The sequence below is a fragment of the Novosphingobium sp. 17-62-19 genome, from assembly GCF_002256775.1.
GTDB lineage: Bacteria > Pseudomonadota > Alphaproteobacteria > Sphingomonadales > Sphingomonadaceae > Novosphingobium.
In genome coordinates, this window is sequence record NZ_NCII01000032.1 from 1 (window position 1) to 14,476 (window position 14,476).

General features: G+C 60.9%; 15 protein-coding genes and 1 tRNA gene. 1 reads left to right on the forward strand and 15 read right to left on the reverse strand.

Features of this window, described 5'->3' with window-relative positions; all coding sequences use genetic code 11:
* Positions 1–265: 265 nt before the first annotated feature.
* The 11 genes from fabZ to rpsB all read right to left on the reverse strand — a co-directional run bounded on the left by fabZ (position 266) and on the right by rpsB (position 11,195).
* Positions 266–733, reverse strand: a complete 468-nt coding sequence (fabZ, locus tag B7X90_RS07580; RefSeq protein ID WP_292623203.1) for a 3-hydroxyacyl-ACP dehydratase FabZ — start codon at positions 731–733, stop codon at positions 266–268.
* A gap of 30 nt (positions 734–763) precedes the next feature.
* Positions 764–1,426, reverse strand: coding sequence for an OmpH family outer membrane protein (locus B7X90_RS07585; protein ID WP_292623204.1), 663 nt, complete (start codon positions 1,424–1,426; stop codon positions 764–766).
* Positions 1,426–3,981, reverse strand: coding sequence for an outer membrane protein assembly factor BamA (gene bamA, locus B7X90_RS07590; RefSeq protein ID WP_292623205.1), 2,556 nt, complete (start codon positions 3,979–3,981; stop codon positions 1,426–1,428). The genes B7X90_RS07585 and bamA overlap by 1 nt, the downstream gene beginning before the upstream one ends.
* 243 nt (positions 3,982–4,224) lie before the next feature.
* Positions 4,225–5,346 (reverse strand): RIP metalloprotease RseP, encoded by a 1,122-nt coding sequence (gene rseP, locus B7X90_RS07595; protein WP_292623207.1) that lies wholly within the window; start codon positions 5,344–5,346, stop codon positions 4,225–4,227.
* 19 nt (positions 5,347–5,365) lie between these two features.
* The gene (locus B7X90_RS07600; RefSeq protein ID WP_292623208.1) at positions 5,366–6,520 is read right to left on the reverse strand and encodes a 1-deoxy-D-xylulose-5-phosphate reductoisomerase; all 1,155 of its coding nucleotides are present in this window, start codon (positions 6,518–6,520) and stop codon (positions 5,366–5,368) included.
* Between the two features lie 3 nt (positions 6,521–6,523).
* Positions 6,524–7,270, reverse strand: a complete 747-nt coding sequence (locus tag B7X90_RS07605) for a phosphatidate cytidylyltransferase (protein ID WP_292623209.1) — start codon at positions 7,268–7,270, stop codon at positions 6,524–6,526.
* Positions 7,260–7,904, reverse strand: coding sequence for a polyprenyl diphosphate synthase (gene uppS, locus B7X90_RS07610; RefSeq protein ID WP_292623270.1), 645 nt, complete (start codon positions 7,902–7,904; stop codon positions 7,260–7,262). The genes B7X90_RS07605 and uppS overlap by 11 nt, the downstream gene beginning before the upstream one ends.
* Positions 7,905–7,966: 62 nt before the next feature.
* The gene (gene frr, locus B7X90_RS07615) at positions 7,967–8,524 is read right to left on the reverse strand and encodes a ribosome recycling factor (protein WP_292623211.1); all 558 of its coding nucleotides are present in this window, start codon (positions 8,522–8,524) and stop codon (positions 7,967–7,969) included.
* Between the two features lies 1 nt (position 8,525).
* The gene (gene pyrH / locus B7X90_RS07620; protein WP_292623213.1) at positions 8,526–9,248 is read right to left on the reverse strand and encodes a UMP kinase; all 723 of its coding nucleotides are present in this window, start codon (positions 9,246–9,248) and stop codon (positions 8,526–8,528) included.
* A 141-nt stretch (positions 9,249–9,389) separates the two neighbouring features.
* Entirely contained in the window at positions 9,390–10,316 is a 927-nt protein-coding gene (gene tsf, locus B7X90_RS07625) for a translation elongation factor Ts (protein WP_292623214.1), read from the reverse strand.
* Between the two features lie 123 nt (positions 10,317–10,439).
* Positions 10,440–11,195 carry a 30S ribosomal protein S2 gene (gene rpsB / locus B7X90_RS07630; protein ID WP_292623216.1) on the reverse strand — a complete coding sequence of 252 codons (756 nt, stop codon included), beginning with the start codon at positions 11,193–11,195 and terminating at the stop codon, positions 10,440–10,442.
* Between the two features lie 398 nt (positions 11,196–11,593).
* Here rpsB and B7X90_RS07635 point away from each other — a divergent pair, with 398 nt between their 5' ends.
* Entirely contained in the window at positions 11,594–11,875 is a 282-nt protein-coding gene (locus tag B7X90_RS07635) for a hypothetical protein (protein ID WP_292623218.1), read from the forward strand.
* Here the strand turns inward: B7X90_RS07635 and B7X90_RS07640 are convergent.
* The 4 genes from B7X90_RS07640 to B7X90_RS07655 form a co-directional block, all read right to left on the reverse strand.
* A complete protein-coding gene (locus tag B7X90_RS07640) occupies positions 11,847–12,665 on the reverse strand; it encodes a phosphatidylcholine/phosphatidylserine synthase (RefSeq protein WP_292623220.1) in 819 nt (272 codons plus the stop codon). The genes B7X90_RS07635 and B7X90_RS07640 overlap by 29 nt on opposite strands.
* A complete protein-coding gene (locus tag B7X90_RS07645; RefSeq protein WP_292623221.1) occupies positions 12,662–13,411 on the reverse strand; it encodes a phosphatidylserine decarboxylase in 750 nt (249 codons plus the stop codon). The genes B7X90_RS07640 and B7X90_RS07645 overlap by 4 nt, the downstream gene beginning before the upstream one ends.
* A gap of 51 nt (positions 13,412–13,462) precedes the next feature.
* Complete coding sequence (locus B7X90_RS07650; RefSeq protein WP_292623222.1) at positions 13,463–14,314, reverse strand: alpha/beta hydrolase; 852 nt, start codon at positions 14,312–14,314, stop codon at positions 13,463–13,465.
* Between the two features lie 69 nt (positions 14,315–14,383).
* Positions 14,384–14,469: transfer RNA gene (locus tag B7X90_RS07655), tRNA-Tyr, on the reverse strand.
* Positions 14,470–14,476 lie beyond the last annotated feature (7 nt).

Sequence of the window (14,476 nt, forward strand, 5' to 3'; positions counted from 1 at the left end):
ACGGTGCCGTCGGTCATCTGCACCTTGATCATGTGGTAGTCGGGGTGAATGCCAGTCTTCATGGGTCTAACTCCGGTGCGCAGCCGGTTCCGACCGGCCGCAAGAATCTGTGAACGCGCGCCATTAGCGGGAATTGGGGTGGAGTGCAACCACGCCGCGAAGCCCCTCTTTGCGTCCCCGCGAAGGCGGGGACCTCGTGCAGTTGAACGCTGTGTTAGGCTGCCTGAGACCCCCGCCTTCGCGGGGGCGCGGCTATGCGTAAGGATCAAGCGTCGGCAATCATCGCGGTAAAGCTGACTTCGCAGGTCACCTTGTCGCCGATCATGGCCTTGCCAGCGAACTTGCACACGCGCGAACGCTTCTGCGTGAATTCGACGTGCAGGTCGAGCAGGACGCCCGGTTCCACCGGATTGCGGAACTTGGCCTCTTCGATCGCCATGAAATAGACCAGCTTGCCCGACCCTGCGAGGCCCAGCGATTCCACGGCGAGCACGCCAGCGGCCTGCGCCAGCGCCTCGATCTGGAGGACGCCGGGCATGATCGGGCGGCCGGGGAAATGCCCTTGGAAGAACTGCTCGTTCATCGACACGGCTTTCACCGCATGAATGCGCTCGTTCAGCGTGATCGATTCAACCCGGTCAACCAGCAGCAGCGGATAGCGGTGCGGAAGCGCCGCCATCACCTTGCGCACGTCGTAGTCGGTGATCACGGCCGGAGCCGTCTCTTCGCTCATTTCCCCAAACCTTCTTCGGAACCGAAAGCCTTAGCGGCCTTCGGGAGCCTTGGTGCCAGCAGCGGCGGGCTGCTGCGCGGCTTGGGCCTGCGCCTGCTGTTCACGCTGCGCACGTGGCATCCAGCCAGCGGGCGGCACGAGCTGCGCCGACGGAATGAGCTTGTTCAGCTCGGCCAGAATGTCCTGGTTGAGGTTGTAGCTCTGGCCTGCCTTGATCACGCTCTGCGAATCGAGCACGAGCGTAACCTTCTTCTTGTCCATCGCCGCTTGCGTGGCAGCGTCCAGCTTGTCGCCGATCTGTTCGAGCACGTACTGCTGCGAAAGATTGAGCGGTTCGAGGATCTTCTGGATCTCGGCCTGGCCTGCCTGTTCGATCTGCTGGATCTGTTCGTACTGCTGCTGCAGCGATGCACGGTTCGGGTTGGCAACCTTCGAATCGGCCTGCAGCTTGTCGATCAGTGGCTTGAGCTGCGCTTCGATCTGCGCCTTGCGGGCATTGGCCTGATCGATCTGCGGCTTGTAGGTGGTGGGGCGCTGCGATTGCGCGGTCTGGAAAGCAGCCGAAGCGCCAACCACGGCCGAAGGATTGGCAATGGCGATGCCCTGAACGGCAGCCTGTGCAACAGCGGCTGTCGGCGTGACAGCCACGACGGAAAGACCCGCGAGAAGCGCGGAAGCATAACGAAGTTTCATCAGAACTGGGTTCCCACGTTAAAGGTGAAAGTCTTGGGGTCGTCGCCATCGACCTTCTTGAGGACTTTGGCGAAATCGAGACGGAACGGACCGAATGGCGAGTTCCAGTTTACGCCGATACCGACAGCGACGCGCGGTGCCGGGGAATTGCCGACGAACGTCTCGTTGAACGTCTGCACCGGCGCGCCATTCGACTGGCCGTCAGCAGCGGTCGGACTGGACGTGGGACGGTTGGTCAGCTTGTCAGTATAGATGCTTTGCGGATTAACGAGATTAGCCGCCAGTGGATTGGTGATACCCCACGCAGCGCCAGCATCGACGTAGATCGACGGCCGCAGACCAAGCTCACGCGCGCCCGACCCCAAAGGAATTTCGAGTTCGGCGCGGGTCAGGTAATAGTATTTCCCACCCACAGCATCGTCGATCCACTGATTGCGGTCGGTTGCTTCAACTCCGTTGATAATGGTCTTGCGCAGCACGCGGGGACCAACGCCGCGAATGTCGAAGCCGCGGATTTGCGGCTCACCAAGGAAGAACCGGTCTGTCAGATACACGTCATCGACGGTTGGGTCGTTCGAGCGGCTTGCCAGCGGCTTGATCGCTCCGCCCTCACCGCGAACCGAGAAGATGAAACCGCTACCAACAGACCAGAACTTGGACGCATTGGCAGTGACGCGCGCATATTTGACCGAACCGCCAAGGCCGGCAAAATCCACACCGACGATCACCTGATTGCCGCGCGTCGGGCGCAGGCGGTTATCCAGTGTGTCATAGACCAGCGACGCACCGACGATCGAACTGGTGCGCTTGCCGATGGCATCGCACAAATAGCGGCCTGCCAGCAGGTTGCTGCACTGGCCGTTGATGAAGAACGAATTTTCGTCCAGCGTCACATCGTCGATATTGAACGTGTAACGCCCGATCAGCGACATGAATTCGGTAAGCGGAACACCTACACGCGCCGAGAAGCCCGTTGTCGACTGCTTATAGGTGGTGTTCCGGTTTTGGTTCTGGAAATTGAAGCTGTTCAGATCGCGCCGGTACACGTCCATGCCGAACGAGATGTTCTTGTCGAACAGATAAGGCTCGGTAAAGCTGACCTGCACCGAACGGGTATAGCGCGAATAATCGACCGAGAGGCCAATCGTCTGGCCGCGACCACGGAAGTTGTTCTGCCGGATCGAGCCTTGGAAGATGAAGCTTTCAAGGCTGGAGAAACCGGCCGAAAGCTGCAGTTCGCCGGTGGGCTTTTCCTCGACATTGGCTTCAAGAATGATGCGGTCGGGCGCGCTGCCCGGCTTCTGCTCGATCTCGAACTTTTCCTGGAAGTAGCCGAGCGACTTGATGCGGTTGGTTGAGCGCTTGATCTGGAACGTGTTGAACGCATCACCTTCAGCAATACGGAACTCGCGCCGCACGACCTTGTCCTGCGTCAGCGTGTTGCCGTTCACATCGACGCGTTCGACGTACGTACGCGGCGCTTCTGCGATGCGGAAGGTGACCGACATCGTCAGGTCATCCTTGTTGCGCGCAAAATCAGGGCGAACATCGGCAAAGGCATAGCCGAATGCGCCTGCGGTTTCAGTCAGGCCATCAACCTGATCTTCAACCATCTTGGCGTTGTACCAGTCCCCCGCCTTCATCGGCAGCCGTTCCGCCAGCTTGTCACCGTCAAAGTCACGGAGCTGGCTATCAACCTTCACATCGCCGAACTTGTAGCGATCACCTTCTTCCACCACGTACGTGATGATGAAATCGCGCTTGTCGGGCGTAAGTTCGGCCACGGCGGAGACCACGCGGAAATCGGCATAGCCTTCGGTCAGATAGAACTGGCGCAGCTTCTGCTGGTCAAAAGCAAGGCGGTCAGGGTCGTAGCTGGTGCCAGAGGAAAACAGACGGAAGAAACGCGCCTGCTTGGTCACCATCTGGCCGCGCAGGTCGCCGTCAGAGAACTTCTCGTTGCCGAGGATATTGATCTGGCGGACCTTGGACTTCGGCCCTTCGCTGATCTCGAACACGATGTCGACGCGGTTCTGCTCAAGCATCACCATCTTTGGTTCAACGCTGGCAGCAAAGCGGCCCTGCCGCTTGTACAGCTCGATGATACGCGCGACGTCGGCACGGACTTTGGACCGGGTAAAAATCTGGCGCGCGGCCAGCTTGATCTCCGGCAGGATCTTGTCTTCCTTGAGGCGCTTGTTGCCCTCAAGGATAATGCGGTTGATGACCGGGTTTTCCTTCACCTGGATCACCACATCACCGCTGTTGTTGCGGACGGACACGTCGGCGAACAATTCCGTCGCGTAAAGGTCTTTCAGCGCCTGATCGCCCGTGACCTGAGTATAGGTCTGGCCGGGGCGGAGGCGGATGTAGGACAAGATCGTATCGGGTTCGAGCCGCTGAGAGCCTTGCACCGTTACCGTGCGGATAACATCTCCGGCAGGAGCAGGCGCGGTAGCCGCAGGTTGCTCCACCGGCGCTGCCTGCGCAAACGCAATTTGCGGGACTGCGACAAGCCCGCTGGTAGCGAGCAATGCAGCTCCGAGCGGGGACATCTTGCCTGCCCGTGCCGCGTTCCGTCCAATCATCACCAAGCGCCATCCCGTACTAAGTGGCAGCTGGACGCCCGCAATGAGTATCCAGCCACGGCAAGCAATGCAGCCCTCTGCCCGATGCAACAAGGCCAATCAAGCAAACATTGCCCCGCATTTCTGTGGAAAGACATTCCGTGTACGATTTCGGTCCTACCCCTTCAGGAACCAGAGATCGCGCCCCCGCACGGGCACACGCAATGAAGGTTAACCTCCGAAGATCTTCAGCGATGCCACGTCGTTGATCGTGACAAACAGCATCAGCGCCATGACGAACGCAAGACCGGTGCGGAACGCCCACTCCTGCCCGCGCTGGCCAACCGGTTTCCTGCGCACCGCTTCCGCTGCATAGAAAGCCAGATGGCCACCGTCGAGGACGGGAATTGGCAGGAGGTTAATGAACCCCAAGTTAATCGAGATCAGCGCGACAAAGCCGACAAAGGCCTGCCAGCCGGAAACGAGCTGTTCGCCGGAATATTTAGCGATCTTGATCGGGCCGCCAAGCTCCTTGACCTCACGCTTGCCGGTGATGATCTGGCCAATGCCGTTGACCATCATCGCAATGATGCTGCCGGTCTGCTTCACGCCATCGACTACTGCCTCAACCGGGCCGACGCGTACTACCTCAAAAGACTTCGGACCGATGCCGAGGAAGCCGATCTTCTGGGTATTCCCAAAGCGGTCGCTGAGGTCTTTCACTTCGGCGCGGGCGGCGATTTCCACCTGCCTGCCTTCGCGCAAAACCACCAGATCGAGCGGTTCGCCGGGATTCTGGCCCACTTCGAGCCGAACATCAAGGAACGAATCAATGGCTTTGCCACGGATCGAAACAATGCGGTCACCCAGTTCAACGCCCGCGCGATCGGCAGCGGAGCCGCTCTGGATTTCGCCGACCACGGGCGGAACCACGACTTTGCCATAGCCAAGCGTGAAGCCCGCAAGGATCAGAACCGCAAACAGCAGGTTGGTCATCGGACCAGCCAGCACGATCAGCGAACGCTGCCAAAGCGGCTTGGCCTGAAACGTGCGGTTCCGTTCTTCCGCCGGGAGCGCCAGCCAGTCCGGGCTGGGCTGGCTCGCCGGGTTCATATCGCCCGCAAACTGGACGTAACCACCGAGCGGCAGTGCAGAGAGCTTCCAGCGGGTGCCGCGCTTGTCGGTCCAGCCTGCCAGTTCCTTGCCGAAGCCGATCGAGAAGACATCCGCCTTCACACCGAACCAGCGACCGACGAGGTAGTGGCCAAGCTCGTGGATGAACACGAGCGGCCCCAGCACCAGCACGAAGGCCAGCACGGTGGTGAGAATGCCGGGGCTTTCCAGCGGGGTCATTGGCGCCCAAACTCCATAATCAAGCGCACTCCATCAACTCTCGCGCCCGCACACGTGCCTCGGCATCGATGGCGATAACATCATCAAGGCTGGCTGGAGCGGAAAGCATAGCGCGTGAAAGGACATCTTCAACCGATTGCACGATACGGGTGAACGCAATCTGACCATCAAGGAAGGCGGCGACTGCAATCTCGTTCGCTGCGTTCATCGTGGCAGGTGCGGCCCCGCCCACAATCACGGCCTCGCGCGCCACGCGGGTCGCAGGGAAGCGCAACTCATCGGGGGCGCGGAAGGTCAATTGCCCGATAGCCGCGAGATCGAGCGGCGCGCAGGGTGTGTCCATGCGTGCAGGCCAAGCCAGCGCCGAAGCGATGGGCACGCGCATGTCAGAGGGGCCAAGCTGGGCAAGAGTCGATCCATCCCGGTATTCAACCATCGAATGGACCACCGATTGCGGGTGGACGATGATCCTCAGCCGCTCAACGCCCACCGGGAACAGATGATAGGCCTCGATGAACTCGAGGCCCTTGTTCATCATCGTGGCCGAATCGACGCTGATCTTTGCGCCCATCGACCAGTTGGGATGCTTCACCGCTTCGGCCGGGGTGGCGGCATGTAGCTGGTCCAGCGTCCATTCCCGGAACGGACCACCGCTTGCCGTCAGCGTGATCGTGCGGACGTGTGCCGGATCATTTCCGGCAAGGCATTGGAAAATCGCATTGTGTTCGGAATCGACGGGCAGCAGCGTGGCGCCATGGCGGGCAACGGCGGCGGTCATCACATCGCCTGCGGAAACCAGCGCTTCCTTGTTCGCGAGCGCGATCACACCGCCCTGTTCTATGGCGGCCATGGTCGGCGCAAGGCCCGCGCAGCCGACGATGGCGGCGACGGTCAAATCAGCCCCGCGCGCAGCGGCCTCGACCAGCGCACCCGGACCGGCAGCGGCGTGGATATTGGTGCCTGAAATGGCTTCGCGAAGTTCCGCGAACGCGGATACATCAGCGACGACTGCCACTTCTGCACCGAATTCCCGCGCCAGCTTTGCAAGACCAGTTGCATCGGCATTGGCGGTGAGTGCCACGACACGCCATTCATCACGGTTGCGGCGGATGAGGTCGAGCGTGGATGCGCCGATCGAACCGGTCGCGCCAAGAATGGAAATTGTGCGCGCCATGCTTCAACCCGCCGCCTGTGACGCAGCCCAGACGGTGCCAACGATGATCGCCACCGGGAGCAAACCGTCGAGCCTGTCAAACAAGCCCCCGTGGCCGGGGATCAGCCGCGAGGAATCCTTCACCCCCGCGCGCCGCTTGAGCCAGGATTCGTAGAAATCACCCGCCTGCGCGAAAACGGCCAGCACAGCGCCCGAAATGGCGGCCACCGCAAGATCAGTCGCACGGAATGCGGCTGCAACGCTCGGACCAGTTGGGCCAAGGCTCGATTCAAGGTAATTTGCCCCCAGCACGCAAACGCCCGCCCAAATCCCCGCAGCTGCCATCCCTCCGAGCAACCCCGACCATGTCTTCGAAGGGCTGATCTTCGGCGCAATCTTCGGCCCGCCCAGCGACCGTCCGGTGAAATAGGCCCCGGTGTCGGTGAAAATCACCAGGCCCAACACCACCAGCATCATCACATCAGGCATCACCGCCAGTGCAAGCCCGGCCCAACCGATATAGATTGCACCTGCAATCACCATCGGCCCAAGCCGCGCCGGGCTGTCAGCAATCTTGCTTACCAGCAGGACGTATTCGACGAACACCCCGAACGCCACTGCCGCCACGAACAGGTCGAGCACCAGCCCACCGGCCCAGAACGCTGCACCTGCAATAGCCAGCATGACCACCGCCGATGCAACCCGCACGGGCAGATCCGCATTCTTGCGCTGAACTGCCTCTAACGGCACCGAGACGGGATCAACGTCCACCAAAACGCCTCTCGCGCGCGCCAAACTGGTCCAGCGCCTCACGCAAATGCGCCGCAGTGAAATCGGGCCAGAGCACGTCGGTAAACCACATCTCGGCATAGGCCGCCTGCCACAGCAGGAAGTTCGACAGGCGCACTTCGCCCGACGTACGGATCAGCAGATCGAGCGGCGGAAGACTGGCGGTATCGAGTTCCGCTTCGATTGCTTCCGGCGTGATCGGGCCTTTGGCCGCAGCCTTGGCCGCAGCACGTGCGATTTCCTGCTGCGAACCGTAGTTCAGGGCGATGGCCACGGTGGTGCCAGTGTTGTGCGCGGTGCGCGCCATCGCGTCTTCGATCATGCCGACGATATCGGGCGCAAGCACCTGATAATCGCCGATGATCTGCAAACGAACGTTGTTCGCCACGAACTCATCCAGGTCGTTGCGGATGAATGTGCGCAGCATACCCATCAGGTCTGCAATCTCGTCTGCCGGTCGCTTCCAGTTTTCAGACGAGAACGCATAGAGCGTCAGTGCCTCCAGCCCCATGTCGCGGGCGGCGCGGGCGATTTCGCGCACTGTATCAACGCCGCGCTTATGACCGAAGGCGCGCGGCATCATGCGCTTCTTGGCCCAACGTCCGTTGCCATCCATGATGATGGCAACATGCCGTGCACCGCAGACCGCGCCATCGCCATTCGAGGCCGTAACGGCGGTCACTTGCCGAGGATTTCCTTTTCCTTGGCCGTGGCTGCATCGTCAGCCTGCTTCACGATTTCGTCGGTAAGCTTCTGCAGGTCGGTCTCGGCGCGCTTGCGTTCGTCCTCCGAGATTTCCTTCTTGTTCTCATCAGCCTTGAGCGCGTCCATGCCATCGCGGCGCACGTTGCGGATCGCGATGCGGGCATTTTCCGCATACTTGCTGGCAAGCTTGGCAAGCTCCTTGCGGCGCTCCTCGGTCAAGTCCGGGATCGGCAGGCGCAGCGTCTGGCCATCGCTGATCGGGTTGAGGCCCAAACCGGCCGAGCGGATTGCCTTTTCCACCGGTGTGACGTTTGACTTGTCCCACACCTGCACTGAAAGCATACGCGGCTCGGGCGCAGAGACGCTGGCAACCTGCGAAAGTGGCATGTGGCTGCCATAGACCTCGACCGTCACCGGATCGAGCAGCGCGGTGTTGGCGCGGCCGGTGCGCAGGCCGGACAGATCGCTCTTGAGCGATTCCACGGCGCCTTTCATGCGGCGCTCCAGATCCACCTTGTCGTACTTGGCCATGTCAGGCGTCCTTCTTCACAATGGTCTGCGTTCCCCCGCCCGACAGCACAAGGGCAAGATTGCCCTGCTCGCGGATCGAGAAGACGACGATCGGGATGTTGTTATCACGACACAGCGCCACCGCGCTTGCATCCATGACTTTCAGATTTTGCGCCAAGACCGTGTCGTAATCCACGGTGTCGTAACGCTTTGCCGAGGCATCCTTCTTGGGGTCGGCATCATAGACGCCGTCCACACTGGTGCCCTTGAGCAGCGCATCGCAGCGCATTTCAGCCGCGCGCAAGGCAGCACCGGAATCGGTGGTGAAATAGGGTGCGCCTACACCGGCGGCAAAGATCACAATGCGGCCTTTTTCCAGATGCCGTTCGGCGCGGCGACGGATCACCGGTTCGCACACCTGATCCATCTGCACGGCTGACTGCACGCGCGTCGGCACGCCAAGCTGTTCGAGCGCGTTCTGCATGGCCAGCGCGTTCATCACCGTGGCCAGCATTCCCATGTAATCCGCCTGCGCACGGTCCATGCCCTTGGCGGCTCCCGCCATGCCGCGGAAAATGTTGCCCCCGCCGATCACCAGACAAATCTGTAAACCGCTGTCGCGCGCGTCCTTCACCTCCTGGGCAAGGCGGGCGACATAATCGGTATCAATGCCGAACTGCTGCTCCCCCATCAGCACTTCGCCCGAAAGCTTCAGGAGGATGCGCTTGTAGGATGGGACGCTCATGGGCTGGATGCACTCGTACCGGAGATTGAATGGCGGCCCTTATAACCCTGTGATGGGCCGTGCCAAGGGCGCAGACGCAACAATCCCCGCACTGGCAATCCCTTTGCGGAACCGCCCTTGCGGGGACCGTTACTTGCAGACTCACTTGATGCCGGCAGCAGCAGCCACTTCGGCAGCGAAGTCGGTCTCTTCCTTCTCGATGCCTTCGCCGAGCTGGAAGCGGACGTAGTCCACCAACACGATCTTGGCGCCAGCTTCCTTGCCGGCAGCATCGACGACCTGCTGGATGGTCGACTTGTTGTCCATCACGAATATCTGCGAAAGCAGCGCGTTTTCCTTGGCATACTTGGCGACGGCACCGTCAACCATCTTGGCCTGGACTTCGGCGGGCTTGCCGCTTTCAGCAGCCTTTTCCGCAGCGACCTTGCGTTCACGCGCGATCAGTTCGGCATCGAGACCTTCGGCATTCAGCGCCTGCGGGAAAGCCGCTGCGATGTGCATGGCGATCTGTTTGCCGAGAGCTTCGAGCTTGTCAGCCGCAGCTTCGGATTCGAGCGCGACGAGCACGCCGATCTTGCCGAGGTTCGGGGCAGCAGCGTTGTGCATATAAGGCACGACAACACCATTCGTGACGCCCACGTGCTTGATGCGGCGCAACTGCTGGTTTTCACCGATGGTGGCGACGTTGTTGGTCAGCTTGTCCGACACGGTGCCGCCATCAGGATAGGCAGCAGCCTTGAGCGCTTCGACGTCGGTCACGCCGGCGTTCAGCGCAACTTCCGTGGCCTTGCGGACGAAGTCCTGGAACTGCTCGTTCTTGGCAACGAAATCGGTTTCCGAGTTCACTTCAACGGCAACGCCCTTGGTCCCCGAAACGGCAACGCCGACAAGGCCTTCAGCCGCAGTGCGGCTCGACTTCTTGGCGGCAGCGGCAAGGCCCTTGGCGCGCAGTGCGTCAACCGCAGCTTCGAAATCGCCATTGGCTTCGTCGAGAGCCTTCTTGCAGTCCATCATGCCGGCGCCGGTGCGCTCGCGCAGGTTCTTCACGTCAGCGGCAGTATAAGCCATCGCGTTGATCCTTTAATCTTGAATATAGGGAAGGCCGCAGCACTGCCGCGGCCCGTAAATCACATCCGGGACAGTTCGGTGACGGCCCGCCATTTCAGAAGGGCCGTCACGCGAAAAACCGGATCAGCCTTCTACGGCTACTTCCGCTATCGGCTCGTCCATCGCACCCAGGTCAGCACCCGAAGCGATAGCAGCTTCACGGCCACCCTTGGTCGCAGCCGCAGCCACAGCTTCACAGTACAGGCGGATGGCGCGGCTTGCGTCATCGTTTGCCGGAACCGGGAACGCGATGCCATCGGGCGAAACGTTCGAATCGAGGATGGCAACGACCGGAATGCCCAGAACGTTGGCTTCCTTGATCGCCAGCTCTTCCTTGTTGGCGTCGATCACGAACATCACGTCCGGGATACCGCCCATGTCGCGGATGCCGCCGAGCGAAAGTTCAAGCTTGTCACGCTCGCGCGTCAGTTGGAGAACTTCCTTCTTGGTCAGGCCTGCTGTGTCACCGGCAAGCTGCTCTTCCAGCGCCTTGAAACGCTTGATCGAGCCCGAAATGGTCTTCCAGTTGGTGAGCATACCACCCAGCCAGCGGTGGTTGACGAAGTGCTGGCCCGAAGCGCGCGCGGCCTGTGCGATCGGCTCCTGCGCCTGACGCTTGGTGCCAACGAACAGAACCTTGCCGCCTGCCTGAACGGTAGCCGAGATGAACTCGAGCGCGCGGGCGAAAAGCGGAACCGACTGCGACAGGTCAAGGATGTGGATGCCGTTGCGGGCGCCGAAGATATACGGCTTCATCCGCGGATTCCAACGGTGGGTCTGGTGGCCGAAGTGGGCCCCTGCTTCGATAAGCTGATGCATCGTGACGACAGGTGCCGCCATAGGTAATTCCTTTCCGGTTGTGCCTCCGGGAAGCTGGAACCGCTGCGGAGATCCCGCTGTCGGCACCGGTGAGAGCGCTTCCCGTGTGGATTGCCGCGTTCGTCTGCGAGCACAATGCCCGCAAAACTCTTCGGCGGAGCGGCCCTTAGTGCAGGATTTCGAGAAAATCCAGCGCGGATTTACCGCCATTCTCGGCCGATTTCCGATCAAAAGCAGAACAGACGCGCAAAGCCGCGAGATTTCCGCTTGACGGGATGGAACAAAAAGGGAACATTAGCTCCATAACCGAATCAGTCCTCGGACCGACAAGGAACAATAACGCAATTCACAGGTTTTCCACAGGTCTTTCCTGAACCGTCAAAGCGCGGGCAGGATCACAAAGCTCAAGGATTCGCACCATGCTTGCACTGGTTTGCTCAGCCCTGTTTGCTGCCACGGCGGCATTTGCAGCCATCTCTGTTTTTGTGACGATGCACGGGCGCACAGGGCAAATCAGGGCGCTGCTGGCTGAATATCGCGCGCTGCAGCGTGACCGCGAATTTCTTGTGCAGGTCACCAGTCACGGATCGCCCGCCCCGCGCGGCGTTGCACTGGCGCAACCGCGCCGCGTGAACCACCGGAAGAATCGCTCAGTGGTCGAAGCAGCGCGCTCTACGCAGCCGCTGCGCGCTGCCGCTTGACCTTGGCATAGCGCAACACGCTCACTGGAATTGAGAGCAAGTAGACTACGGAAATCCCTGAGAGCGTAAGCCACGGTTCAGTCAGCAGTGCTGCGATCAGCAATCCCACCAGTGCCATCAGTTCAAGTCGTACGTTGCGGCGTGGCCGGATTGCAGACCAGCCAAGTGTGGCAAGGTTCGAGATCATCAGGAACGCGATCAGGACCAGCCAAGGACCGACGAGCAGCGGTTCACGGAACACCGGGTTGTCGGTCGCGATCCAGAGGTAGAGTGGCAGGAACGCCAGCCCTGCCCCGACTGGTGCAGGCACACCCGTCAGGAACCCGGCAGACTTGTGCGGCTGCTCTTCCAAATCAATGCGCGCGTTGAACCGCGCCAGGCGCAAGGCACAGGCGATCGCCACCGCAAGCGCCGCAAACCAGCCAACACGTGGCGCTTCCTGCAAGGACCACAGGAAGATTATCAGCGCGGGGGCAACGCCAAAGGACACGTTGTCGGCCAGACTGTCGAGTTCCGCACCAAAGCGCGATTGCGCCTTGAGCAGGCGGGCGATGCGCCCATCGATGCCGTCCAGCAGTCCAGCAATGATCACGGCGGCAACCGCCTTTCGCCAGTCCACGGCAACTTGCATCGGATCTGTGCCCGATGCAGCCGTCACGGCAAAACGGATGCCCGTCAGCCCGGAACAGAGCGCGGCAGTGGTAATTGCATTGGGCGTCATTGCCCGCAAGGTCAGGCCCCCGGGAAGGCGTCCGCGTCGCTGGCCCGTGCCTTCGCCATCATCGATCACTGGCTAACGCCCTCAAGCATCGGAGCATCGCCGATTTCGGCAAGGATCGTCTCACCCGCGACCGTCTTTTGGCCCATCAGTACCTTGGGTTCTGTGCCCGCCGGAAGATAGACATCGACGCGACTGCCAAAGCGGATCAGGCCCACACGCTGCCCGACAGCGACGATGTCGCCGCCTTTGACGAACGGAACGATGCGACGCGCGACAAGCCCTGCAATCTGGGTAAATCCGATCTGCACGCCATCGCCCCGCTCGACGAGGAAGTGCTGGCGTTCATTCTCCTCGCTGGCCTTGTCGAGATCAGCGTTGAGGAACTTGCCCGGAATATATACCACGCGGCGGATCGTGCCTGCCACGGGCGAGCGGTTGATGTGCACGTCAAACACCGACATGAAGATCGAGACGCGTGTGACCGGCTCAGAGTTCATGCCGCGCACACCGCTACCGTCATCGGCGCAAAGCTCACGCGGGGGCGGGACTTTCTGGATCAGCGTGATCAGACCATCTGCGGGGGCGACTACAAAGCGATCATCGCGCGGCGTTACGCGCACAGGATCCCGGAAGAAGGCCAAGATGCCTAGCGTCAGGAACGCCAGCGGCCAGGCAATGGTCTCCCACGCCATGAACGCAGCGCCTGCGCAGACGGCAGCAGAGATCAGGCCAAACTTGCGCCCTTCGGGATGAATGGATGGCCAAGACCACCCGGCGGTACCGCGACCGCGGTTATCGAGAATTTCACCGGACATTCCCCTCATCTAGGGACTGCGCGCGCGCGCGACAAGCAAAGTCGCCCTGTTCTACCCCACTGTTGCGGTGAGTGGCGGCATGACACGAGCGAGAAACGCAATGACCGCAGCGTTGAACTGATCATTGCGGTCTCCCGCCACCATATGACCTGCCCCGCCGATGTCGACGACCTCAAGCTTTTGAAGGCGCGCAGAAAGATCGGCAACGCCCACATCGGTCACGATATCGGACTTCATCCCGCGAACCAGCAAAGTTGGCACGCGCGCAGTCCATGCTGCCTCATCCAGCAGCGCATCGATAGCCCCATGATCGCGCCCGCTGCTCAAAAACTTTGGGTCCCAGTGCCAGTGAAAGCGCCCATCATCCCCCAGTCGCAAATTTTTGCGAAGCCCGTCGAGCCGCGCAGGACGCGGGCGATCAGGATAGTAGGCCGCAATCGCATCCGCCGCTTCCTCCAAGGATGCAAAGCCTTCTGGATTGGCCGACATGAAGCCGATGATCCGCTTCACCCCTTTTTCCGAAAGACGGGCCACCACATCGACCAGCACAATAGCATCAGGCTCTGTGCCATGGCTCGCTGCGGCCATTGCGGACAGCCCACCGAGCGAAGCCCCGACAAAGGCAAAACGCTTCCCTCCGAGTTCGCGCAAAAGTGCAAGGTCAGCGGCGCGTCTGCGAAAGGAATAGTCGCCGCCAGGCTCCCAGTCGCTCTCGCCGTGGCCGAGCAAATCGTAGTTGATCACATGATAGCCTGCTGCGGCCAGTTCATGCCCCGCGCGGTCCCAACTATGCCGCGTCTGCCCGCCACCGTGCCCCAGCACAACCATCGGCGCGCCACGTCCACCCAGTTCATCAGCTACGATGTACAGGCCGCCATCAACCGAAATACGGATCGTCGTCATACTGCACAAAGTTGCGCAGCAAGCTTGCACTTGCAAGCGAGTTTAATTGGTCATTTAAAAAAACAGCGGTGGTGGACAGGGCTGGATTCGAACCAGCGTACGCTCTCGCGGGCAGATTTACAGTCTGCTGCCATTAACCACTCGGCCACCTGTCCACACCAG